Genomic DNA, 24,882 nt, shown 5'->3' on the forward strand with positions numbered 1-24,882 from the left:
TTATCAGTTATAGGTGGTAAGGATATAGGGCAGATTGTTTGGCGGCGGTTCAATAAGCCTAATTACAGAGCTTAATCACATAGCTTAATTACATAACAAAAAGGATGCATCGATGAACGATGAGCAATACGAGAAGGGGCTTGAGGTGCGTCGTGCTGTGATGGGCGATAGCTATGTGGATAAGGCGCTCAGTAGTGCGACGGATTTTACCCAGCCGCTGCAAGATTTAGTTGCTGTGAGATTTAGTTACATTGAGGTTTAGTGGTTTTAACATTCGCTAGGGGATCTGAGTTACGCGGATTCCCCTAGCGCACGATGGTTACAAACTTGAAAAGTCTGCGCTTATTTTTGTAGCTGGGCTTTTGCGGCTTCTACTTTTGAGAAATCCAAACCGAGTTCAAGTACGGCTTCTTTGATCAAGGCCGGTTTCTGCATCACTAGCCCCAGCAGTTGTTGTAATTTTTCGGCTGGGATACCTAATTGACCGAGCGTGCCCATCGCCATTAATGGATTGTCGGTTAATGTTTGAAATAGCTCGTTGATCTTAGCGTCACTGACCTTGTGTTCTTTTAAGATGGCAATAATGGGGTTCATTGCGTTACCTTGTTGATATGAAAGTTAAACAGGTGCCGATTTTATCACAATTCTGCCAGAGTGGTTGCCCCACACATGCTGTACCCGTTGGATTTTGTCACGCTTTGCCTATGCCATTAAGCGCATTAGATTTTATCATCCCTTAAAAATGGAAAGGAACTGTGGTTATGCTTGATGTTGTCGCGAACCAAGACAAAAGTATTGTGGTTAAACAGTTACGATATGGGCGTGATAACGAGGTGCTAGTGGTCGATGAGTGGCAACTGCACCCTGCTGAACACTGGGCTATTTTCGCGACCGATAGTTATTGTGGTTCCTTGCTCGGGCGAATATTAATCGGTGATATTCTGCCCGATGAAGGGACGATTGTTGGCCTGCCGCAACGTATCGGCTGGGTGTCACTTGGGTTGCAGCAAGCGTTGCTGGAGCGCGAGTTAGAAAAAGACGAGTTGGATTACGGTTCGAGTGTCGAATCCTTAGTGTTGGAATGCTGCCAAGATGCCGCACAACTCGCGCCATTATTACAAAAGGTTGGGCTTGAGCCGCTGCGTCTGCGTGGTTTTCGGCAGTTATCTACGGGCGAAACGCGCCGAGTCATGCTGGCGCGTGCGCTGGCAATGTTACCGCAATTGCTGATTTTAGATGACCTTTATGCTGGGCTCGATGCTGAACATCAGGCGAGTTTATCTGAGCTGCTGAGTGAAGTGGCTGAGCATACTCAGTTGCTGATCATCACCTCGCGCCAAGAAGAATTGCCGCCGTGTATCAGCCATGTGGCGCTGTTTAATGGCGAGATGCTCAAATCGGGGCAGAGTGTGCACAAACTCAGCCCGTCGATGTCGATTGAGCAATGGCACAATCATCCTGTGATGGCGCAGCTTAATGCGTTATCGGCGCAGCGTAGTGATGAACTCTTGGCCTTGATGGAGCGGCAAAGGCACAACGCCGAGGCGTTTGATCCTCTGGTCGAGATTAAAAATGGCAAAGTGGAATATGTCAGTGGGCTGATTTTCAGTGGCGTTAATTGGCGCATCGAAGCAGGGCAACATTGGCAAGTTCGCGGCCCAAATGGCTGCGGTAAAAGCACTTTGCTGGGGCTGATTTTAGGCGACCATCCCCAATGCTATAGCAACGACATTACGCTCTTTGGCCGACCTCGCGGAAGCGGCGAGAGTATTTGGCAGATTAAACAACGGATTGGCATAGTATCGTCGGCGCTGCACTTGCAGTATCGCGTCAGTTGCTCGGCATTAGATGTGCTGCTTTCGGGCTTTTTTGACTCTATTGGTCTGTACCAGAAACCTACTAAACCTCAGCTGGATTTGGCGAAGGAATGGTTAGCCATTTTGCACATGACAGGGCTGGCAAGCACCAGCTTTAAGAAGCTCGATTATGGTCAGCAGCGGTTATTGCTAATAGGTCGCGCCCTGATTAAACAGCCCTTATTACTGATTTTAGATGAGCCGTATCAGGGCTTAGATTTTATCAATCGCACCTTAGTGATGCGGGCGTTGGAGATGATAGCCGAGCATCATCTGAGCCAATTGCTGTACGTGTCGCACCATAGGGAAGATGCCTTACCTGCGATTAAAAACTTTGTCGATTTCATCAAGCAAGATGACGGCTATTCGGTACAGGTGAACTACTGTGAGTCTGAGGATTTAACCCGTTTAAATCTGTAAATGCCACCTATCGCAGCAGCTTAACGGCTGCTTCTTTGTTTGCAGAGTTTGTCATTATCCCTCGGCACTCCAACGCAGGTTAAGACTGACCTTACAGGGCGCTAGCCATTGAGAATGTGAGTCACGCCAGACAGCCGTTCTGTTAATTAGTCATGCTTGATATAGGTAACTGTGAGCCGTCCTACAGTTTTTAATGTCGTTGGCGCGAATAATAGTTTCTGGCCTAGGCCAGAAACTCGTGACAGTTTTATGTTTCATCCACCGAACTTATTCATCAAGTCAGTTATCACGCTTGAGAATCCAAAGCTATGGACTCCCTTAGCGAGATGAGCCTTAGATGAGCTTTAGTTGAGCCCGAGTGTTACTCGTAGTACCGAAGATGTGCACTAAGACCTAAAACACGATTTCAAGACATATAAGACGACTTAAAGATAAAAACCGTTATGCCAAGACCCAAAAAATGCCGTCAATTATCGAGCTGTGTGCCCTGTAGCCTATTTAAGCCTAATGGGATCCCTGCGGTTAAATTAACTCATATTCAATTAGAGGCCGATGAGTTTGAGGCTCTCGAACTGGGTGATGTGAAAAGATTAAGCCAGATCGAAGCCGCGGCCTTGATGGGGATCTCTCGGCAAACCTTTGGTTACCTTCTCGCCAATGCCCGTAAAAAGGTGGCGACGGCCATTACTCAAGGTCAAGCCTTGAGACTGCCAACCCAAACAGACAAGGATTTATCATGATTATTGCCATGCCGATTAGCCGCGAACGACTTGCCAGTCACTTTACTAAAGCCGTGCAAATTGGGTTTTATAACGAACAGTTTCAGCTAATTAAGCTGGTGGATAGCCCGGCAATAGAGGGTGACTGTAGTGCTAAAAAAGCCTTACTTGAGCTGATTATTCAACAAGGTACCGACATTGTGATTGCCCAGAATATCGGTGAGCGCATGTTAGGAAAGTTGCTCGATGCGGGGATTAGCGTGAGTAAAGGCAGTGCTAGTCAAACAGTGGCGACTTTGCTTGCACAAACGGCGGATCTTAATCTTAGGTTGACGGATGCATCCCAAGGTCGCGCTTCACTCAAACATGCGGCCAAGGGCGGATGTTGTCATTCTACAGGTGACGGCTGCGGTTGCAGCGGAAAAGCTAAAGCAGCATCTGGCTCAACACGTCTTATAAGCACGCCAGCAGCACAGGTTACACTCGATAAGTCAGTGCATTACGCTGGTTTTAGACCGCTGACACACAAGTCATCCCAGTGTTGACTCTGGATTATTCCGTCACGATTAAACCATAGGGGCGGGCAAGCGCCCCTCGAATATCCGCTAACGAAAACACCTTAGAAAACCGTCCAAAGGTTTTGCCATAGAACACACATTCCACCACTGGCAGAGTAAATACATTGTGGCTCGCCGCTATCTCAGCTTGGGCTTGGCAATCGATATAGGCCATCTGCATCAGCGGGAACGCTTGCGCTAACAGCTCCGCAATTCTCGGTTTGAGCGTTTGGCACACACCGCAGTTTGGCGCGCCAAATAACAACAGCACCGCTGCGTGCTCGGTTAACATGGACTCAAGCATCTCAGGTGAATCAATGTGCATGATGATATCAGTGTGCATGCGTTGCCATTTAGAAGTTGCTATGGGTATGAATTCATGGGTGTCGTATCGCTAACTGCACCACTGGCGCTCGCAGGGAATGCCATCACCGTTACCATCCATTTGAGTATTGGGGCAATGTTGGATGTAGAAAGTCGCCTCAGCACAGGAACTCATGTGGCTGCAATGGGTTTTACCCGCTTCACATTGGAATTTTGGTGTTGCCGTTGCTTGTGTTCGCGCTTTAGTTTCATACATGGGCATTGGCTGAGTGTCTTCATTCGTGAGGACAGGTACTTCATCGATTGCAGGAGCTTCATTGAATTCTTGGTATTGTTTAAAGCCAAAGATAACGATGGCCACGATTATTAGCAGCGGGATTATCGTATTAAAGGACGATTTTCTTGGGCTAAGGGAATGCGCTTTGCCTTTGTTGTTGAAGTTGAAGGTTTCATTGCGTGATTGGACATGAGAGTGGGAATTAGTGCGTGGCGCTGAGCTTGCCGCTACCACAGCGACGCCTTCAATCGAGGCGATAACCGCTTTTCTTTTTCCGTCATTTTGCACTTCAGTTTGAAACAGAATGCTGTCGCCCACTATGGGTTTTCTCGCCATCTTTTTTAGCACCGAAATGTGAATAAACACATCTTGGGCTGCGTTTTTTTCAGGCTGAATAAAGCCAAATCCCTTTTCATCGTTCCAGCGTACCAGCACGCCTCTATCCATGAGCATTTTCTATGTCCTTAATTTAACGGTTTAATATTCTAGTTATTGAATATCAACACTTACTTGAGTCGATCCGATTTATCCCCTTTGAGGAGTAAACCGTTCTTAGGTTGACTGGTCGATTATCCAGTGTTGGCTGCTAAGTTACTCAAGCATAGGAAGTTTTGCAATTTTTTATCCTGAATTTGCTTATGTGTGAGTCATTCGCTTTGAGCGTATGGAGTAGGGGATATGTGAGCATATAGCAGAAACGGTTGGCATTTTTCTAAATTCAATACAAACAATTGCTTGTGTTTATTTTGAACATAAAGAGCAAAAAGTGTGCAATGAGAACTTGCAATCTTACTGTGTGCTGCATAGTATTTGCTGTGTGGCGCACAGTGTGTGTGACACAGTGTTCAGGATAGGAATTCGACTATGACAAGTTCACAGCTAGTCAAAATGCGACTCGAGTTGCGTCGTGGGGTATTAGTGTTGGCAGTACTGGGATTATTAAAACAACCCCATTACGGTTATTCGCTCCGCAAACAGTTGCAGGAAGGCGGTATCGATATTGATGAGGGGACTCTGTATCCCTTAGTGCGCCGCCTAGCCGATCAAGGATTGTTGGATAGTGAGTGGCGACAGGCCGAAGGGCGTGAGCGTCGTTATTACCAATTGTCGTCATTGGGGGCTGAGTTACTCAGTCAACTTACCGATGAATGGCAGCAACTTAATGGCGCCTTGGCTTTTTTGCTGGAGCAAAGCGCTGACACTAATGGCTCTGATATTAATAGCTCAGACGAGAGCGCAGAGGAGATTTGATATGGAATTAGTCGATCGCTATATCGCCGCGGTGCAGCGTGAATTGCCCGAGAACAAGCGTCAGGAAATTGGTCGTGAATTAAAAGCCAATATCTGCGACCAATTGGATGCCTTATCTGAACAAGGTGAATTGACCGAATCGCAAATTGCCGCTGTATTAAAGCAAATGGGTCATCCCTGTAAGGTCGCGCAGCAATTTGTACCGGCAGTGTCTATTATTGCTTCTGAGGATATTCCGCTTTTTAAACATACACTTTTCATGGTGCTTGGTGTCTTGTTTGTGCTGCAGGTGGTGGGTGGCACTACTCAATGGCTGGGCTCGGCAGAGGGGAATCTATTCGGATTTATCCATCATATTGCCAAGGGTTTTATCGGCGATGCTTGTCTTGCCTTTACTGCAATTGGCTTGTCTTTTTGGAGCTTTTCGGCTCAAGGAAAACCCCTATCTGGCAGTAATTGTCAAAAATGGCAGCCGCAGAATTTGCCAAAGGTCGGCCCCGGTTGGCAGCATATTAGTTTAAGCGATGTGTTTGCCGATCTGGCGACGTATCTCTTCCTCTTGCTCGTGATCTGGTGTTCTGTGTGGATGAGTAGCGAGCAATTAGCTGCACGTACTGTGATTTTTAGCGCCAATGCTCAGCAATTACTGCAATGGTTTAGCCCTATTATTTTGCTGTCTATGGGCAATAGTCTGTGGCAGTTACGCCGCAGAGTGTGGACCACTGAATTGTTACTGGCGAATATGGGGATTAATCTTGCTTATGCCTCGTTCTTAGTCTTTCTGGCATTTAGTTCGCCACTATTACAAACCCAAGTACAGAACCAAGTACAGAACCAAGGACCTGAATTGCAGGGGATATTTACGTTACTGCAGCTAGATAAATGGCTCAGTTATAGTCTAGTGATTGCCGCTATGTTCCCTGGGTATGAGGTGATTCGTGATGGATTACGTTGGCGTAAACTCGCCAGCCAGTAAGGCTTAACCTAGGCTTTGCAGGTGAGTCTTATTGGTTTTTTTCATCGAATACATGGCCTGATCAGCATGATTGATCAGGCTTTTTGCATCTGTGCCGTTTTCTGGATAAATCGCCAAACCGACGCTGACACCGATATGGATTTGATGACCATTGATAGTGTAAGGCGCGCAAATAGCTTGGCTTATCTGAGGGATCAGTTGGCCGATTCTGTGGGTATTGGCAAGGTGTTCTAGCAGGATCACAAATTCATCGCCTCCGAGGCGAGTGATGGTATCCATTTGGCGAATCCCAGATGAAAGCCGTTTCGCGACTTCCTGTAATAGTTTATCTCCCACATCGTGACCAAACTGGTCATTCACTGGCTTAAAGTTATCTAAGTCTAAGAAAAGGATTGCAAAAATATCATCAGACCTTTGGGCGTGCACTATGGCTTGTTCAAGTTTAGTGTGGAATAACACACGATTAGGCAGGTTAGTCAGGGCATCGTGATGGGCGATATGACGCAGATATTCCTCCTCTGCCTTGCGTTCGGCAATGTCGGTAATCACAATGACAAAATGAGTCAGGCGGTCATGCTCATTGCGCACTGTATTGATGCGCACACTGAGTGGCAGTAAGTCGCCCGATTTAACTTGTTTGAGTAATTCCCCCTGCCATTGTTCGCCCTGTTGTAGCAGATTTAGCATGGCTTGGCGGGCGTCATCACTATTGTGCCCGTCATTGAGGAAGTGGTTGGCATCGCCGTGCAAATCCTGCTGGGTAAAGCCAGTTATATGAGTAAAGGCTTGATTGATAGAAATAATACTCAGCAGGGGATCGGTGATCATTATGCCGTCGGTGCTGGCATTAAACACGGTTGCCGCGAGCCTGAGTTTATCTTCGGCCTGTTTACTGGCGGTGAGATCCATAAAGTAAGCCACGCCTTCACATTTGCTGCCATTTAAAAAACTGGCCGCTAACATCACAGGCACTAAGGCACCACTCTTGCTGATAAGTTGTTTTTCATATTGTTGGCAGTGACCAAACTGTTCTAACTCTGCAATCGCAATGGCATCTCGTGTTTCATATTCTGGTGGGGTAATTGAGCGCCAGTTGATTAAGCCTGAGGTTAAATCCGCACGGTCAAAATTGAGCATCTGGAGAAAATGATCATTGGCATCATGTATGGTGCCATCGAGTTGCCATGAAATGATCCCGATAGTGTCGGAGTTTTTCAGGCTAGTGAAGCGAGATTCACTGATCAGTAACTGCCGTTCAGACTTGGCGATGTTACGAATGATCTGCCGACTGGCGAAGATCCCAATACTAATAAACAGCAGTAGGGCGCCAAGGCTAATCAACCAGGTCATTTGCTTGACCCAACGTGCGCCTTCACTGAGCACAGCTGAAAATTCAATTTCTAGGCTGAGTAATTCTTCATTTACATCAATCAATTGCTGGCGGTATTGCGCGAGGATTTCGGGTCTGCCACCCAGTTGATTGATTTCAATACGCATATTCTCGGCGAGTTGCATTACAAACTCGAAGCGTTGATCGGCTAAGCCCCAAAGCTGAATCGCTTGCCGCATATAGGAATTGGATTGAAAGTGACGGAAGAACCAGATCAGTGAGTCGGTATCCCGTTCGTCATTGAGGCCCTGAATAAAACCCAGTTTGGCGGCCTGTTCATCGATTGGCGTTGCGAGTAGGGATTGCCTAGCTTGATGATCACCTTCCATGACGCTAGTCGCTGCACGATAACGCTGAAAGTCCACATCATTTTGGGTGTAAGAGTAATGGGTGAGATAAAGTACCGCATCTTTTTGCGCCTTGGCCCACAAGCCTTCACCGCGGACATAGGTGCGTACACCATCAAATATATTGCCTTGAATATACACTAGGGCGACGAGGGCGATGCAGATCCCGATAAACATGCTGATGATCAACAGAACCTTAGCAACCGTTGAGCGAGTTCGTTGCCGTAAAATAGCTAATGTGCGTGTGAACTGAGTCCCCATCCTTATGCTCCACAACCAATACAGTGGCGCCACTCTAGAGTGGGCAGCTTAGGGAGAAGGAGTGAATCGATTTGCCTGCTATTTTTGAAGGTTATTTTGTTGTTCATCTGTTCCTTAGATTGATTGTTCCACATGCTAAATCAAAGTACCGCTTGGTTGTGGGTCAGCCTCTTCGTTGGGCAATGCACTGCCAGTTAATTAATGTATTTCCAATTAAGTCATGTACTGTCAGTTAAGCCATATATTGTCAGCGACATACTTTAGATAACACTAAAACGCTTTGAAATTAAGTCAATGAAATAATTGAAACAAGATTGGCGATGCCGATTAAGTTATTGTGGGGCATCGCCATTATTCACTGCATCATTAAGTGATTTTTTTGCCTGCTGTTTATAGGTTTCAAATATGCCTTCTTGCTTCATCTGTTTTAACTCCCGAGCAAGATTAACGGCGAGTGCCGCGTGACGTTTATTCAAGTAACCATAGCTGGTGAGTTCTTCTAGGGTGGCAATCGCGCTGATCTCGCTACCTTGAAACTCTGGCGTTTGTAATAGATCCAATGAGCTTGCTTCTGTATCAATATAGATATCAATTCGGTTGCGGAGCATTTTACGAAAAGAGCTCACTGGGGATGAGGATTCCGTCAGGCGTTCCTTTGGAATGAGTCCCTTTAGCTTCTGTTCTGCGAGGAACACGCCTCGATAGTATTCGATCTTATATCGACTCTTTTGCAGTGCTTGCCAGTTGGTAATCTTGATGTTGGGATTATGTGCGAAGGCAATTAAATGAGTATCGACAACCGGTTCTTCGATGCGAATGAGGTTAGTAAATTTTTCACCATAATGAAATACGCGTCCCGGTTCACCATCCACTTTTCCAGAGTCTGCCATCATACTGGCGCGGGCAGCGGGAACCACTTGATAGGAGAAGCCATAGCCTAAGCGTTTAAAGGCTTGGGTGTATATCAGCTCAGCCCATTTAAAGTAAAAGTTGTGTTTGGGGTCCTCATAAAACGCCATGGTAATAATAGGTTTAGCTGCAAGCGCCGTTGTAGTTTCTGCTGTGGATTTACAGATCGCAGGAACTGAGAAACAAAAGAATAGGACTATCACCCCCCAAAAAATGCGCATATTGCTCCGTCGCTGCATAGCCTGTCCCTAAACGTGTTGAGTTATCTAGAGTATAGCTAGCCTAATAAATGGGTTCATTTTTATTCAAGTTAAATCACTCGTTTCCATGAACTCGCATCAATAGGGTGTTGAAATGTGATCTGCTGGCGGACATTTTGTCCTTTTGCTTTTAAAAATGTGCGATACAACACATAGAATTAATATTTGCCGGTATTTTGCTGTTTTTTTACTCATCAGAGTTTGAGCTCGATCGGCTTTTTCCGTGTGAATTAGGCGTTAAATCGGCGTCATCTATTACTTGTACTAGGAAATAAGGGATGAAGTCGGGACGTGAACTACCAGGAATACGGTTATCAAAACTTTGGTTATCAATGGCATGGTTATTACCTCTCTGTAGTTTATCCAGCGTGGTTATGGCTGATGCGGCGACTGACAATATTGAACGCCTTGAGGTGCGCGGCAGGCAGATTAATACCTTAGGCCATAGCACCTCAGCATCTGAAGGGATAGTCGGCGCGGCTGAAATTGAGAGTCGACCACTATTGCGCACGGGGGAAATCCTCGAATTTGTTCCTGGGATGATAGTCACTCAACACAGTGGTTCAGGTAAGGCGAATCAGTATTTCTTACGCGGCTTTAACTTGGATCATGGCACAGACTTTAGTACCCGCGTCGACGGTATGCCGGTGAATATGCGCACCCACGGGCATGGTCAGGGTTATACGGATCTTAACTTTTTGATCCCAGAACTTATTGGTGAGATCCGTTATGCCAAAGGCGCTTATTATCCTGAGGTGGCCGATTTTTCCGGTGCGGGTGCCGCCCAATTGCTGCTTGCCGATCAATTGCCCCACAACCAAGTGGGCGTGACTTTTGGGGAATATGGTTACCAGCGGCTTGTGGCGACGCAGGAGTTAAACACTGATATGGGGCGGTTTATTCTTGGCGGTGAGGTACAAGCCTATGATGGTCCGTGGACGGATATTAATGAGGATGTGAGTAAAGTCAGTTTGGTGGGGCGTTATTTAACTCGGCTCGGTGAGGGTGACTTGAGCGTGACTATGATGGCCTATGACAACAGCTGGAATTCGGCGGATCAGATCCCCGCCCGCGCGGTAGATTCTGGATTAATCGATTTTTACGGCTCGTTAGATAAAGACGTCGGCGGTGATTCAAGCCGCTATAGCGTGTCTGCCAATTACGATGCGGGCGATTTGCAGGGAAATGTGTATGCCATTCGCTCGACCATGAATTTATTCTCTAATTTTACCTACTTCTTAAACGACCCCGTTAATGGTGATGAGTTTGAACAAGTCGATGAGCGTACGCTTTGGGGGGGCGATCTGAAACGCGACTGGCAAACTTACCTTGGCGGCACTCAACTGAATTACAGTGTGGGCGCCGATGTACGTTATGACGATATTGGCGCTGTGGGTTTGTATAACACTAAGGCGCGACAACGGCTGAATACCGTCAGGCTCGATGAGGTGCAAGAGTTGTCGAGCGGCATATTTGGCAAAGTGGAGTGGCTGCCCGTAGAGCAATGGCGCTTCAACCTTGGGCTGCGTTACGACTATTTTGATGTGCAGGTCGACAGTGATAATCCACTGAACAGTGGCGATGCGTCCGATGGTATGTTCAGTCTTAAGGCGGGCGCTTCCTATTTGTGGAGCAATAATCTTGAGTTATATGTGAATGCAGGCCAAGGGCTACATTCGAACGATGCCCGTGGTGCGACCATTAACGTCGATCCCGTGAGTGGTGATGAGGTTGAGAAAGTCGATCTGCTCGTGCGCTCCAATGGCGGTGAATTTGGGGTGAAATATTATGATAGGGACTTTATCAATTTCTCCGCCGCGCTTTGGTATCTGCAATTAGACTCAGAACTCGTGTTTGTCGGCGATGCCGGCAACACTGAGCCGAGTCGTGCTTCTGAACGTTATGGTGCTGAATTAACGGCTTATTATTGGTTGAATGATGCCGTCAGTATCGATATGGAGTTGGCTTGGACCAATGCTAGATTTACTGAAAACGAACTCGAAGAGGGCAAGTATATCGATGGCGCGGTTCCTTTTGTTGCCAGTGCGGGCATCACCTATCGACCCGACGGCGATGGCCTGTATTCGAGTGTACGCGTGCGCCACCTTGGTGAGCGGGTGCTCGACAGTTTTAATGATCACAAGGCCGATGCGACCACATTAGTTAACCTTGCGCTAGGATACGAGTTCCGCAGCTTTGACACTAAGCTTGAGCTGCTCAATGTGTTCGATAGTAAAGATCACGACATAGATTACTTCTATGCCTCACGCTTACCCGGTGAAGCAGCCGAAGGCGTTGAAGATCAGCATTATCATCCCGTTGAGCCGCGTATGGTAAGAGTGAGCCTGAGTTACCATTTCTAAGATTACCCCTTCTTTTGAGCAGTTTGGCCACCATGCTGGTGGTCAAACTTAACGTCTTGCATATTGTTAGTTGAAATAAATCTGACACTTAGCTGCAATAAAACCGCCATCCAAATCACGCTTATTCGTCACATAAATGCCTGAAAATCGGGTCGCCTCTACAGGGAATACCCTCATACACTCAATAATAAATCGGTGATGAACGTGATGAATATTAAACGGATCGCTGCAGCTATCTCCTGCAGCTTAATGACGGTTGTAGCGCATGCTGCAGTCCTGCCAGCAACACAAACAGACAGTCAGTGGTTTAAAGACAGTGCAGCAAACGTGGTGGCTAAAGCCCAAGTTGACACTAAAAAAACCGCTAAAAATGTGATTTTATTTGTCGGTGACGGCATGAGTATTTCGACGCTCACGGCAGCCCGTATTCTGCAAGGGCAGGACAAAGCTGATAACCAAGGCGGCGAAGAAAACTTCTTAAGTTTCGAACAGTTCCCCCACACGGCGTTAGTGAAAACCTATAACACTAACCAACAAACGCCAGATTCTGCGGGCACTATGACAGCCATGGCAACGGGCGTTAAAACCAAGGCGGGTATTATCTCTATTTCAGATACCAGCTTACGTGGTAACTGTTTGTCTTCAAAAGGCAATGAACTTGTTTCTCTGGTCGACCTTGCTAATGCCAAAGGGTTATCAACGGGCATAGTCACTACGGCGCGTTTAACCCACGCCACGCCAGCGGCAACCTATGCCAAATCACCTGAGCGCGATTGGGAAGGCGATTTCAACTTACCTGCCGAAGCGGTTGCGAACGGTTGTACCGACATCGCCAGCCAATTGGTGATGCGCGATGAAGCTAATTCGTTAACTGTGGCATTAGGTGGCGGCCGTAGCTACTTCCTACCCACAACTGTGACAGATGGCGAGAACAAAGCCGGTAAACGTAAAGATGGCAAAGATTTAACCAAAGCTTGGGTCGATAACTTCAGCAAATCTGCCTACGTGTGGGACAAAAAAGGCTTCGACGCCATTGATGCTGCCAACACAGATCATTTACTCGGCCTATTTAATCCATCACACATGGAATACGAAGCTGACCGCGCCGATGACGTAGGTGGTGAGCCATCACTAACTGAAATGACCGCGAAATCCCTCGATATTTTGAAGAAGAACGACAAAGGCTACTTGCTGATCGTTGAATCTGGCCGTATCGACCATGGTCACCATGCGGGCAATGCGAGCCGCGCGTTGACCGATGCGGTTGAATTATCTAATGCAGTGAAAGCGGCAATGGATGCAACGAGCAGCGACGATACTTTGATCATGGTTACAGCGGATCACAGCCATGTGTTCACTATCGCAGGCTACCCAAAACGCGGTAACCCAATCTTAGGTTTAGTGCATAACGTCGATGGCACATTAGCGACAGCGAATGACAACAAGCCTTATACCACGCTGGCTTATACCAACGGCCCAGGTGCTGTGGTGGGTGTGCGTGACGACTTAACCTCAGTCGATACGCAAGATAAAGATTTTATGCAACAAGCGCTTATCCCAATGGAAAGTGAGACTCACGCCGGTGAAGACATCAGCTTACATGCCAGAGGTCCAGGTTCGAATCTGGTTCAGGGCGTGATTGAGCAGAACGTGATCTTCCACATTATCAACCAAGCGCAGCAGCTTGGCGGCACTAAGTACTAATCACGTATTAGTTACTGAGTCCTCACTTTTGGAGCAAAAAATGAATAAGAAATTACTAGTAGTCGCGATTTCAGCCATGCTGGGTTTAGCCGCATGCGGTAGCGATGGTGATAACGGTACCGCGGGAACACCGGGTAGCAATGGATCAAATGGGTCTAACGGTAGCAATGGCAAAGATTGGACTGCTGTTAATCAGTGGTATGTCGATGCACAAGCTCGCGTGACCAAAGCCGAAGGCTTAACGGTTAACAATGATGTTGGCGCCGCGAAAAACGTGATCCTGTTTGTCGGTGACGGTATGGGTGTATCAACCATTACTGCCGCACGTATTTTAGAAGGCCAGCTAAAAGGTAAAACGGGTGAAGAAAACTCGTTATCTTTCGAAACTCTGCCTTATGTGGGTCTTTCTAAAACCTATAACGTCGACGGCCAAACGCCGGATTCTGCAGGCACTATGTCGGCGATGATGACAGGTGTAAAAACTGACGTGGGTGTGATTTCACAAGCTGAAGGCGTAGTACGTGCTAACTGTGCTTCGACTAAAGATCAAAATCTTGTGACATCATTAGAGCTTGCTGCAATGGCGGGAATGGCAACGGGTGTGGTAACGACTGCGCGTTTAACCCACGCAACCCCTGCGGCGACTTACGCCCATGTGCCAGAACGTGATTGGGAAGCCGATTCAAACCTGCCAGCTGAAGCTGTGACTAACGGCTGTAAAGATATCGCCGCGCAAATGCTCGACTTTAACTACGGCAGCGGTCTTAACGTGATGATGGGTGGCGGTCGCCGCGCCTTTATTCCTAAGACGACCGTAGATCCAGAAGGTAAAGCCGGTAAGCGTAACGATGGTCGCGATCTCACTGCTGAGTGGATGAGCAAATACACTAACGCCGCTTACGTGCAAGACAGAGACGGTTTCCTCAGTGTGGATGCAACAAGCACAGATCATTTGCTTGGCCTATTCAACTCATCGCACATGGAATACGACTACGACCGTAAAGAAGCTGGTGTGACTGGTGAGCCATCACTGGCGGAAATGACGGCTAAGTCGATTGATATTCTGAAGAAAAACTCAAAAGGCTTCGTGCTGATTGTTGAAGCTGGCCGTATCGACCACGCTCACCATGCGGGTAATGCGGCGCGTGCGCTGTATGACACAATGGCATTGTCTGAAGCGGTACGTGTGGCGATGGAAAAAACCTCGGCAAACGATACCTTGTTAATGGTTACAGCGGATCACAGCCATGTGTTCACCATCGCAGGTTATCCAACTCGCGGTAACCCTATCCTAGGTTTAGTGAAGTCGAACGACGCCAACGGCGTTGCTGAAGTGACTAACTCTACCGATGCTAACGGTTTGCCATATACCACAGTCGGTTACGCTAACGGCATGGGCTATGCGTCATTAGCGACAGGTGGCGATGAGCGTTACAACTTCCCAGTGGACGCAGGCCGTAAGGACTTGAACTTTGTTGATACCCAAAGTGCAGGATTCCACCAAGAAGCCCTAGTGCCATTAAGCGATGAGACCCATGCTGGGGAAGACGTAGCGATTTTCGCCCGCGGCCCAAGTTCGGATCTTATCCAAGGTACGGTTGAGCAGAACCACATTTTCCACGTGATGAACCGCGCGGCAAATTTAGTGGCTAAAGCTGAAGCGGCTGCCGTTAAGTAAGGCCCGCTTAGTCTCTGCATAGTGAAGTAAGAAATAGTGCAGTAAGAAATAGTGAAGTAAGACATAGTGCAGTAAGAAATAGTTAAGTAAAAGCAGTGCCGATGGGGGGCATACGTCATCCATCGGCCTTTAACCTAACGATTTAACATACCAAAGCGTTTACAAAAGCTTAAGTGTTTACTCTGTTCAGCAAGTGAGAAGTCTAATGAAAAACCGTCTATTGGCTCTAATGTTATCCAGCTTAGTTCTGCCCAATGTTGCTATGGCAGCGCAAGAGGCTCAGTGTCCAACGCTACAAGCCGAGCATTTAAAGGCTCAATATCAAGTGACCAATGGCAAGGGCCAGCAATGGCAAATGACCCTCATCCGTAATGGACAAGACTTTATTATTCAGCGTGATGGATCAACATTTGAAGAATGGTCGAGCAATGGCGAGTACGTGCGTTATTTCCCCGCTGAAAAACGTTCTGTGACTTACCGCAAAGGTGATTTGCGCGCACTCAACATTCAACACGATCGCGACCAGTTGTACCATGTCGTATCGCCAGCATTGCCGACCCACATGGCCAAGACACAAGCTAAGCAAGAGGCGTGTTTTGCGACTCAAGCCTTTGAAGGTAAGGTTAACGGTTTAGAGAGTGAGCTTGTTTGGATTGATGCCATCGGCCTGCCCGCTGAGTTTATCTTAGGTCAATCTCAACCGAATCTAGCGTACAAGCTGGTGGGCGTAGAACCATTTGATAGCGATGCGTTTGTGGTATTAACCCAAGATTATCAAGATATTGATTTTGCCGATGTTGGTGACAGTGAGTCCGATCCCTTTATCGCTAAGATGATCAACCAAGGCTTTATTGAACATGGCGGTAGCGGTTTTTACAACAGCGAAGGCCAATCTATTGAAGCCCAGGGCGGACACGGCAGCCATTCGCATTAATCCGCATTAATCGATATTAAGTGTAAGTGATACTGACGAGCTTCGCGCTGAGTAGAACTTATAACGTAAGCCAGTCCGTATTTATAAGCGCCCACAGAGTTGGGCGTTTTTTGTTTTTCTTCGGCGCTAATGTGAACACCCATTCATGCGCTAGTTAATGTGCCAATCTATGCGCACATTTCATCAAACGATATGGCTGCAATAATTTACTATTCCCGCGCTGACAATGAAGGCTAAAATGAACCCTAGTGGATTTGAGTTCCCCCAGTTTTGCAACTGATGTAATAGGTAATAGCCGCGAGCGATGAGTACAGCAACACCCATTGAAAACATTAACTATTGGCGTCATCCCAGCTTATCAGGCATAGAACTGAGTCAGGCGGAATTCACGCATTTCAGTTTTGATAAACATGTGCATCTGGATTACCACTTAGGTGTAGTCACCCAAGGTGCGCAGCAGTTTGTGAATAAGGGCAGCAGTTATCAGCTTGGTCAGCACAGTCTATCGACCTTAAATCCTGACGAAACCCACGATGGCCAGAGCCGCGATGCCGACGGTTATCGGGTGAAAGTCATGTCTATCCCCGTGGAATATATGAATGAAGTCAGCCAAGAACTGGGGTTGAAGGAGCACTTTTTCAGCGCGCCTATGGTGGATGACCCGACGCTTTATCAATATTTTATTCAGCTACACGAACTATTAATCCAAGGCCAATGCAGTGCGCTCGCGGGCGAGTCCCACCTACTGAACTTTATTCATCTGCTGCTGGAGCGTTACCCAAGCGGCGTTTCATCTTGCATCACTAAGCCTAATCAACCGCAGGGGCTATCTAAGTTGCAGGTGAGCTTAGTGAAACAGCGAATTCACGATGAGCCTTGGCATAATACTCAGCTTGAAACCTTAGCCAATGAAGTGAGCTTAAGTAAGTTTCAGTTTTTAAGGCAATTTAAACAGGCGACAGGGATGACACCCCATGCTTATCTCAAGCGGGTGCGTTTAGAGTTGGCGAAAAAATCCTTAAGTCATGGCGCTCTAGTGGCGGATGTGGCGCAGCAATTCGGATTTTTTGACCAGAGCCATTTAAATAAAGCCTTTAAGCAGGCATTCCTATTATCGCCGGTGCAATTTCAGCGACGTATGCTCTAGTTTCCCCCGTCTTTCGACGACTGATTCGAATAAAACAGAATAGTGCAATTTATTACAATTCAGCCCTGCGACAAATGGCCATACTGACAGCCTCAGTTATCGTTTATCACCTTTTTTGCGGAGCCGCATCTCTATGGATTTATCTTTATTACTCACCTTGGCCGTGATCCACTCGGTTGCCTTGATAAGCCCCGGACCCGATTTCGCTATTATGGTGAAGATTGCTACTCAGCAGTCCAGAAGCACGGCGATTGCCGCAGCCGTGGGGATTTCAATAGCCATTTTAGCCCACACGATTTTAAGTCTGACTGGCGTGAGTCTGCTTATTAAAAGTTCGCATACCCTGTATCTATTAGTGCAAATTGTGGGTGCGTCTTACTTAGCTTGGATGGGGTTTGGTGCCCTGCGTGCAGGCCTTGCGATACTGGCTAAACGTAAAGCGAGTGCCAGTACAAATGCTGGGACAAATGTTGATGCTCTTTCTGCTGACGTTGAAGGCACTGCGTCTATTGCTGGTGGCTTAGGTGGCGCTATGTCACAGAAGCAAGGTTTTTTGACTGGGCTTTATACCAATCTATTGAATCCCAAAGCATTAGTGTTTTTCTTAACGCTGTTTTCGGCCTTGATTACCCCAAGCGTCACCACTAGCACTAAAATTGCCTCCGCTGTCTTGTTGTTATCGCTGTCGCTGGCATGGTTTGGCTTTTTGGCGGTGATGTTATCTAAGGCGCAGGTGCAACTTAAATTGCAGCGACTGACACCGATTATCGATGCAATTATTGGTGTCATCTTTATGTCGGTCGCGCTGGCTATTTACGCTAACCTGTTGCTCACGGCTTAGTCAGGCGTAGCGTCAATCAGCTTAGGTTTTAGTCCTGTGCATTTATGTTATTCTTGGCCTTTGGTCTCAGTAGAGACGTTTGGATGTAAGGGATAAAGATGTCACTCGCCTCACCACTAAAGGCAATAAAATTAGCAGTTTTCGGCCAAGCTAAACTAATGCAAATCGCGTATTATGCCGCTTTGATATTTGGTGCTATGGGTTTGAGTAGCACAGTGAATGCCGCCGATGAGGCTTTGCCAAAGGAATATATTCCTCTGGTGCAAGGGCTTATCGATGCGGCTAAGGCGAACGATCCAGAAGCCATTGTTAAGCGATTGGCTTACCCACTTAAACGTGAATATCCGATCCCAGCGATTCAAAATACCCAGGAAATGGTCGCACGTTTCAACCAAGTCTTCGATTCGCAACTAATTGAGCTGATTGCTAATTCTAAGGTTGATGCTGATTGGCAGATTATGGGCTGGCGCGGCATTATGCTCGGCAGCGGTGAAGTGTGGCTGGATTTAGATGGCAAGATCATAGCCATTAACTACCAAACACCTGCAGAGGCAAAACTGAAAGCTGAGCTGATCGCTAAGCAAAAAACGGGATTACATGCGAGCGTGAGTGAGTTCGTGAGCCCAGAATTAACTTGGGAAACCGCTAAGTTTACGATTCGTGTCGATAATATGGGGAACAGCCAATACCGTTATGCCGCTTGGGCAAAGGGTAAGTCATTGAGCGAAAAGCCAGATCTAGTGCTGAATAAGGGCAAACTCGTATTCGATGGTAGCGGCGGGAATCATTCATTCCAATTTCACAGCGGCCCATACCAGTATCATTGTTATGTCACCGTCTTAGGCACCAGCGATAGCCCTCCAGGCGAGCTAGTGGTGTATAAGAATGATGAAGAAATACTAAAACAAGCCGTCATCAAAGCAGACTAGTCTCGTTTCCCTATCCCTATGAGTGAGATGTAAAGCCGCGACTATCCGTTGATGGTCGCCGCTTTAGTCATCCATGTTTTAGAAGGTCACTGTTGCAACAATGCCAATCCTCTCTAACCTTCTAGCTGTTCCTTCAGCTAAAAACTACTGTTCCAAAGTGTGTTTCGCAGTTCAAAAGGGAAATAGGCCAAGTAAAGCTTTGCCTATAGAAAAGTTGATGTGAAAGGGTCTAGTTCGACTTAGAAGTTATGCATGTCCCATCTTTTTCTCTTTTTCGTAGTTTGAATGCTTTAATCAAAATCAAAGTCGTGGGGCTTCACCCCACACCCGACCAAGGAGGACTGCTCGTCCTATCCTCCTTGGATGCTCCAAGACGCCCCTAGCGGAGTTGAAAGCCCCTTGTGCTCATTGCCAAATTTGCTATCGCTTCCGAAGGATGCGTCCCTGTGTAGTGGCACACTAATATTGGCCACCTAAATAGAGGTGATATTATTACCTCGTAGATGACTTTAGGTGAACACATGAGATCGACAACCAGAAAAACATTTAGTGCTGAATTCAAACTTGAAGCAGCCCAATTAGTCCTCGATAAAAACCATAGTATCATCGAAGCTGCAAAGGCGATGAACGTAGGTAAGTCCACTATGGATAAATGGGTGAGACAGTTAAAACTAGAACGCCAGGGTGGCACACCAAAAGCATCTCCGATTACCCCTGAACAAATTGAAATCCGTGAGCTGAAGAAGCAAATAGCTCGTCTTGAGGAGCACAATCTTATCCTAAAAAAGGCTACCGCTCTCTTGATGTCAGACTCGATGAACAATTTACGCTAATCAGCGCACTCAAGCAGAGCCACTCTATTCTCACAATTTGTAATGCATTCAAAGTGCATCGAAGTAGCTATAAGTATTGGCTAAAAAGAAAAGAACATATTGATGCAGACTTTACTATTTTATGCAGTGAAGTGAAGGCCGCACATCGCATTAGTCATGGCTCTGCCGGTGCGCGAACGATAGCGCAATTAGTGACTAACAAAGGGATTGGTCTCAGTCGTTATCGAGCCCGTAATCTAATGAAAAAGCTTGGGTTATTAAGCTGTCAGCAGCCTAAGCATTCTTATCGGAAAGCGACACAAGAGCATGTTGCAATCCCCAATACGCTTAATCGACAGTTTGCAGTAACTCAACCAGATCAAGTGTGGTGTGGCGACGTGACGTATGTTTGGGTCGGTAATCGCTGGGCCTATCTAGCCGTTGTTTTAGACTTATTTTCCCGCAAACCTGTTGGATGGGCTTTGTCATTATCACCAGATAGTGAGCTGACCTGTAAAGCTTTGAAAATGGCATTTGAGTTAAGGGGTAAGCCTGAGAATGTGATATATCACAGCGATCAAGGTTCACATTACACGAGCTTGAAATTCAGACAATTAATATGGCGTCTTCAGATTGAGCAAAGTATGAGTCGTCGCGGGAATTGTTGGGATAACGCACCAATGGAGCGTTTCTTTAGAAGTTTGAAATCTGAGTGGATACCCGCCAGTGGTTATGGGAATTTTACAGAAGCAGATAAAGAGATCACAAATTACATCACTGGATATTACAGTGAGACCAGACCCCATCAATATAATGGTGGGTTAACGCCAAATGAGTCAGAACGTTTATATTGGAATGACTCTAAAACCGTGGCCAATTTTACTTGACCACTACACTGCACCTGCGAAAGCTAGTCGGTCATCCATGACCGAACTCACGCAATTTGTCTATTCGCCCTGCGGCAACTCCGAGGGGAGGTGTATTCCTTGGAGTTTTGAGTCGTTAGATAGCGATTCATCAGCAAAAAATAAGCGCTAAAAATGAGAAAGCTAAAACGATATCAAGTGATTACCCATCAAACTGGATAAAAAACCGCTACCGCAAAAAAGTAAATTCCTATAGCATCATTTATACCAATTGACATGGATGTGGCAGCGGCCATATTTGAGATTTAGTGAACAAGCGATTTATGCCCTGCAAACAGCGCAGCGCAGCGCATAAATACTAAGACGTTATGTTACCAAATGGAATTGCATGAAGTATCTAAAATTAATCATAATTAAGCCACTTGAGGGCTACCTACATTTAACAGCTTGGCTTATATTCGCTTGGTTGTATTTCCAAATAATTCTTTCGGCAACAGCATTATTTTGCATGCCCAGTTTATTTAGCTTTTATTTTTTCGAATTCAATACGGCATTGAACATTGTGTACGGAGCATCAGGTCTCGGTTTTATTGTGGGTATTTGGTGGGCTGAAACTATTCGAAAAACACATGGTATTATCACTTTTCACGCATATTTGCTCTCAACGCCTGAAATTGAAGGTTGGAGAGATAGATACGGTAACGTAATCAAGAAGCGGTAACATACAAGCTGTTCAACAGGGACAAATACTGTTTGGCTTTTATCTCTATGTTCCAAAATTATAGCCAAACACCATTTCCCTATTAACAGTTTGTTATACATAGATATTTAAATTCGAAACTCACTAATTCGAGCTAAAAGTCTAACTCGGAATTGTCCCAAAAGTGTGTTGCGTAAGGCTTTTAAATCTACAGGTTACGCTAATACCATGGCAAGCCTGTATGAGTGGATATCAGCAAACGCTAAACTGCTAACGACGAAAATTAATGGTCCCAAACATTAGTCTCCAACACATATCTATCCAAATGTGAGTTATAACATTCTGTGGAAATGACTATTCACGCAGCATTGTGCAGTCGATTTTTATTCGTGAGATAAAAAGAGCATTAAGGATGAACTTAATGCTCTTTTTTATGGATAAATTCCTGCTCAAACTCTTGTGCGGTAATGGGTTTACCGTAGAGGTAGCCTTGACCTAAGTCGCATTCCTCGTGACGAATAAAGGCATCTTGTTCTAGGGTTTCCACGCCTTCGGCGATCACGACTAAGTTCAGTTTCTTGCCTATGGCAATAATCGCTTTCGTGAGCTCCCTATCTTGTTCGTTTTCTTCGAGTTTATTGATAAAGCAGCGATCTATTTTTAAGGTGTCGAAAGAGTATTTTTGTAGATAACTTAGGGATGAATAGCCAGTACCAAAGTCATCTAAGGAGATGCGGATCCCGAGTTCCTGCAGTTTTTGGATGGCGTTGTGGGCAATGTGCTCGTCCTGCATCAGCATGCCTTCGGTGATTTCAAGCTCTAGGGCGGTCGGTGGCAATTGATAGAGGATGAGTAAGTCAGCTATATGCTCGCTAAAACGGGGATTGCGCATTTGCAAAGGGGAGATGTTGATGGCGATTTTAAACTCCCGATCTAGCTCACGACACCATTTAGCCGCCTGAGCCAGAGCGGTATGCAATACAAAATTACCGATATCAATAATCTGCCCATTACGTTCTGCTAAGGCGATAAATCTGTCTGGGGCGACATTGCCAAGGATCGGATTGTGCCAGCGCAGCAGGGCTTCGGCGCCTATCACCTTTTGGGTCTTTAAGTTAATAAAGGGTTGGTAATGAAGGCTTAACTCGTTTTTGTTCAATGCATCGACTAAGTGAGATTCCAGTTGATAGCGTAGATTCAAAGCCGCTTGAGTATCTTGATTAAAGAAGCTGTGAGTTGAGCCATCGGCTTTGCTGATCGTCATCGCAGCCCCCGCTTTTTGCAGCAGAATGGCGGCATCTATGCCATCGATGGGCGCTTGAGCTATACCCATGCTCGATGGAATGGTGATCACAAAATCCGCCACGCCAAAGGGAGTATTACAGCAGCTAAGCACTTTATTGATGAGTTTGTTGGTTTCGTTGTTCGAAGGTTTATGGGCTTGAATAATCACAAACTCGGCGCCGGCAATACGGGCGATGAAGGTATTTTCATTGGCATAGTGTTGTAAACGGTGGCTGAGGATGGTGAGAATTTTATCGCCAATCAGATAGCCATAACTGTCGTTAATGGATTTGAAATTACGCAGTCCCAGATAGAGTACCGAAATCTTTTCCTTGCGATTCACTTCTTCGAGCATGGTCGAAAGGCTATTAATCAAATTGATGCGATTCGGTAATCCCGTCAGTGGATCATAGCTTTTATGGTATTCCAATGAGGTTTCGGTGGAGGTCCGATTTTCGATTTCTTTGATGAGCTTGCCACTGAGTTCGGCGAGTTCATGGGTGCGTTGTTGTACTTTTTGCTCTAACTCTTGGTTATGCAGTTGCAGCTTTGCCTGTTGATAGAGGGTGACGAGGTTGGCTTCGATACCATTTTGAAACCGAGCGAGTAAGCTGCGAAACGATTGGCTGTAATTATGCTCTTTGCTATCGAGCATGCAGATAGTGCCAAAGGCGCTGTTATCGGGCCAGCGTAAAGGCAAGCCACAGTAAGCAATCATGCCGAGTTTAATATCCGGATTTTTATCCCAGTCTTTATCTTTTAGGGCATTCGGAATGTGGAGTTCCTTGCCTCCTTTTATCACTGTCTCGCAGTAAAGTCCGTGGCCTAAACTGTCTTTGTCGTGTTTTTTATAGGGATTCCCCTGAGTGCGGCTCGAGGTAAACACTTCTATATCGGTTTGATGGACACGCATGATTAAAGCCGCGGGAGTGTCGACTAATTCAGAGAGCAAATCTAAGGTTTGTTGCCAGTTATCAACCATTATTTGGGGAACCACGATTTTGTCTGTGTCGATAGCAATGTCGGCGAATAAACGATCTTTTTGAGACTGATTAATGGCGAAATTGTATGGCATGAATGCTCAGTCCTAGAGGCGCGATATTATCTATAAACTATAGTCTTTTTACTCATGTTGTGAGTTTTTTGAATAAATTTAGTTGTATTACGATGTAAATTTTGTGTTAACGTCGGCGCAATTGCGTTTCTTAAGTTTTAGATAAGAATTCAGCGCTACCCTAACGCAAGATATTCTAGTCATTGGATTTATGAGTGAGTAACTATTTGAAAGGTAATGTTAGGATGACATTTATAGATTTTGCCAAAGGGCATCTAATCGCGCCACTGTTAGTGTTTGCGGTGATCATCTTTGGACTTGAATGGACTCACGCCGATATGAAAGTGGCAACCTTGTTATTTCATTGGCAGGGTGGCGTCGACTCTTGGCCATTAAGAGGCCATTGGCTGACCGAAAATGTATTGCACGTTGCTGGGCGTAACTTTGTTATCTTGCTGGCGGTGAGCGTTGTAGTCGGCATTGCCTTTAGTTTTCGAAGTGACAGGGTTAAGCCGTACCGCAAAGGCTTGATTTATCTATTTTGTAGCGTATTGGCGAGTGTGTTGCTGGTACGCATTGGCAAGAGCTTTACCCATATGACCTGCCCGTGGGATGTGATTGAGTTTGGCGGCCGTATGCTGCATTCCTCCCTGTTTGCCCGTTTACCTGAAGGCGCTGAATTTGGTCAATGTTTCCCTGGCGGCCATGCCAGCGGCGGGTTTGCTTGGGTTGCCTTGTATTACGTTTTGCGTGAGTATCGTCCGCATTTAGCTAAGTTTGGTTTGATTTTCGGGGTGAGTTTAGGCCTAGTGTTTGGTATCGGCCAAGAGTTACGCGGTGCCCATTTCTTGAGCCATGACTTATGGAGTTTAGCTATTGCATGGACGTCGGCGAGTCTACTTTACTATGGTTTTTTCCTGCGTCCATCAGGGTTAAAAAAAGCTAAATTGGCCGATGTTAGCCAAAGAGTCCATGTTAAATCCACTGCTGGATTACCACAAAAATAGCGGACTGTGAAACTGA

Annotated in this window: 20 protein-coding genes and 1 pseudogene; 15 read left to right on the top strand and 6 right to left on the bottom strand. The window is 46.3% G+C overall.

The window, feature by feature from the left end; genetic code table 11:
- Positions 1 to 112: 112 nt before the first annotated feature.
- Positions 113 to 232 (top strand): annotated as a pseudogene (locus tag AC5YB3_RS15025) (4-carboxymuconolactone decarboxylase); the annotation flags it as partial.
- Positions 233 to 342: 110 nt separating this feature from the next.
- Here AC5YB3_RS15025 and AC5YB3_RS15030 read toward each other — a convergent pair.
- Positions 343 to 594, bottom strand: coding sequence for a DUF2999 family protein (locus AC5YB3_RS15030; protein ID WP_342899251.1), 252 nt, complete (start codon positions 592 to 594; stop codon positions 343 to 345).
- 167 nt (positions 595 to 761) lie between these two features.
- Between AC5YB3_RS15030 and AC5YB3_RS15035 the strand changes: the two genes are divergently transcribed.
- The 3 genes from AC5YB3_RS15035 (at position 762) to AC5YB3_RS15045 (ending at position 3,540) form a co-directional block, all read left to right on the top strand.
- Complete coding sequence (locus tag AC5YB3_RS15035) at positions 762 to 2,276, top strand: ATP-binding cassette domain-containing protein (protein ID WP_494525634.1); 1,515 nt, start codon at positions 762 to 764, stop codon at positions 2,274 to 2,276.
- A 443-nt stretch (positions 2,277 to 2,719) separates the two neighbouring features.
- Entirely contained in the window at positions 2,720 to 3,016 is a 297-nt protein-coding gene (locus AC5YB3_RS15040; protein WP_012088215.1) for a DUF134 domain-containing protein, read from the top strand.
- Entirely contained in the window at positions 3,013 to 3,540 is a 528-nt protein-coding gene (locus AC5YB3_RS15045) for a NifB/NifX family molybdenum-iron cluster-binding protein (protein ID WP_006083098.1), read from the top strand. Before AC5YB3_RS15040 ends, AC5YB3_RS15045 begins: the two co-directional genes overlap by 4 nt.
- Positions 3,541 to 3,547: 7 nt before the next feature.
- Here AC5YB3_RS15045 and AC5YB3_RS15050 read toward each other — a convergent pair whose 3' ends face one another.
- Entirely contained in the window at positions 3,548 to 3,895 is a 348-nt protein-coding gene (locus tag AC5YB3_RS15050; protein WP_494525635.1) for a thioredoxin family protein, read from the bottom strand.
- A 51-nt stretch (positions 3,896 to 3,946) separates the two neighbouring features.
- Positions 3,947 to 4,606: an excalibur calcium-binding domain-containing protein gene (locus AC5YB3_RS15055; protein WP_494525636.1), complete on the bottom strand. Its 660-nt coding sequence runs from the start codon at positions 4,604 to 4,606 to the stop codon at positions 3,947 to 3,949.
- A gap of 411 nt (positions 4,607 to 5,017) precedes the next feature.
- Here AC5YB3_RS15055 and AC5YB3_RS15060 point away from each other — a divergent pair, with 411 nt between their 5' ends.
- Entirely contained in the window at positions 5,018 to 5,404 is a 387-nt protein-coding gene (locus AC5YB3_RS15060; protein WP_259560395.1) for a PadR family transcriptional regulator, read from the top strand.
- 1 nt (position 5,405) lies between these two features.
- Positions 5,406 to 6,380, top strand: coding sequence for a hypothetical protein (locus AC5YB3_RS15065; protein ID WP_259582334.1), 975 nt, complete (start codon positions 5,406 to 5,408; stop codon positions 6,378 to 6,380).
- Positions 6,381 to 6,383: 3 nt separating this feature from the next.
- Here AC5YB3_RS15065 and AC5YB3_RS15070 read toward each other — a convergent pair whose 3' ends face one another.
- Both AC5YB3_RS15070 and AC5YB3_RS15075 read right to left on the bottom strand, forming a co-directional pair.
- Complete coding sequence (locus AC5YB3_RS15070) at positions 6,384 to 8,378, bottom strand: diguanylate cyclase domain-containing protein (RefSeq protein ID WP_494525637.1); 1,995 nt, start codon at positions 8,376 to 8,378, stop codon at positions 6,384 to 6,386.
- Positions 8,379 to 8,710: 332 nt separating this feature from the next.
- Positions 8,711 to 9,526, bottom strand: a complete 816-nt coding sequence (locus tag AC5YB3_RS15075; RefSeq protein WP_259582332.1) for a hypothetical protein — start codon at positions 9,524 to 9,526, stop codon at positions 8,711 to 8,713.
- Positions 9,527 to 9,879: 353 nt separating this feature from the next.
- Here AC5YB3_RS15075 and AC5YB3_RS15080 point away from each other — a divergent pair, with 353 nt between their 5' ends.
- The 8 genes from AC5YB3_RS15080 to AC5YB3_RS15115 all read left to right on the top strand — a co-directional run bounded on the left by AC5YB3_RS15080 (position 9,880) and on the right by AC5YB3_RS15115 (position 20,842).
- Positions 9,880 to 11,910, top strand: coding sequence for a TonB-dependent receptor (locus AC5YB3_RS15080; protein ID WP_494527195.1), 2,031 nt, complete (start codon positions 9,880 to 9,882; stop codon positions 11,908 to 11,910).
- Positions 11,911 to 12,117: 207 nt separating this feature from the next.
- The gene (locus tag AC5YB3_RS15085) at positions 12,118 to 13,614 is read left to right on the top strand and encodes an alkaline phosphatase family protein (RefSeq protein WP_311906070.1); all 1,497 of its coding nucleotides are present in this window, start codon (positions 12,118 to 12,120) and stop codon (positions 13,612 to 13,614) included.
- 40 nt (positions 13,615 to 13,654) lie between these two features.
- A complete protein-coding gene (locus AC5YB3_RS15090; RefSeq protein ID WP_413487892.1) occupies positions 13,655 to 15,292 on the top strand; it encodes an alkaline phosphatase family protein in 1,638 nt (545 codons plus the stop codon).
- A gap of 205 nt (positions 15,293 to 15,497) precedes the next feature.
- The gene (locus AC5YB3_RS15095; RefSeq protein WP_494525638.1) at positions 15,498 to 16,226 is read left to right on the top strand and encodes a hypothetical protein; all 729 of its coding nucleotides are present in this window, start codon (positions 15,498 to 15,500) and stop codon (positions 16,224 to 16,226) included.
- A 304-nt stretch (positions 16,227 to 16,530) separates the two neighbouring features.
- The gene (locus AC5YB3_RS15100; protein ID WP_006086087.1) at positions 16,531 to 17,373 is read left to right on the top strand and encodes an AraC family transcriptional regulator; all 843 of its coding nucleotides are present in this window, start codon (positions 16,531 to 16,533) and stop codon (positions 17,371 to 17,373) included.
- Positions 17,374 to 17,506: 133 nt separating this feature from the next.
- Positions 17,507 to 18,214 (top strand): LysE family transporter, encoded by a 708-nt coding sequence (locus tag AC5YB3_RS15105; protein WP_259521135.1) that lies wholly within the window; start codon positions 17,507 to 17,509, stop codon positions 18,212 to 18,214.
- A gap of 98 nt (positions 18,215 to 18,312) precedes the next feature.
- Positions 18,313 to 19,143, top strand: coding sequence for a hypothetical protein (locus AC5YB3_RS15110; protein WP_494525639.1), 831 nt, complete (start codon positions 18,313 to 18,315; stop codon positions 19,141 to 19,143).
- 521 nt (positions 19,144 to 19,664) lie between these two features.
- Positions 19,665 to 20,842 (top strand): IS3-like element ISSba5 family transposase gene (locus AC5YB3_RS15115; RefSeq protein WP_086010626.1). Its coding sequence is split into 2 segments (ribosomal slippage): positions 19,665 to 19,923 and positions 19,923 to 20,842, totalling 1,179 coding nucleotides; the frame shifts between segments, so codons are not numbered across the junction.
- A gap of 1,097 nt (positions 20,843 to 21,939) precedes the next feature.
- On the opposite strand, the gene AC5YB3_RS15120 is transcribed toward AC5YB3_RS15115, so the two are convergent.
- Positions 21,940 to 23,880: a bifunctional diguanylate cyclase/phosphodiesterase gene (locus AC5YB3_RS15120; protein WP_494525640.1), complete on the bottom strand. Its 1,941-nt coding sequence runs from the start codon at positions 23,878 to 23,880 to the stop codon at positions 21,940 to 21,942.
- Between the two features lie 224 nt (positions 23,881 to 24,104).
- Here AC5YB3_RS15120 and AC5YB3_RS15125 point away from each other — a divergent pair, with 224 nt between their 5' ends.
- Entirely contained in the window at positions 24,105 to 24,866 is a 762-nt protein-coding gene (locus AC5YB3_RS15125) for a phosphatase PAP2 family protein (protein ID WP_494525641.1), read from the top strand.
- The last annotated feature ends 16 nt before the right edge of the window (positions 24,867 to 24,882 follow it).

It is taken from the genome of Shewanella sp. 1311, from assembly GCF_059338235.1.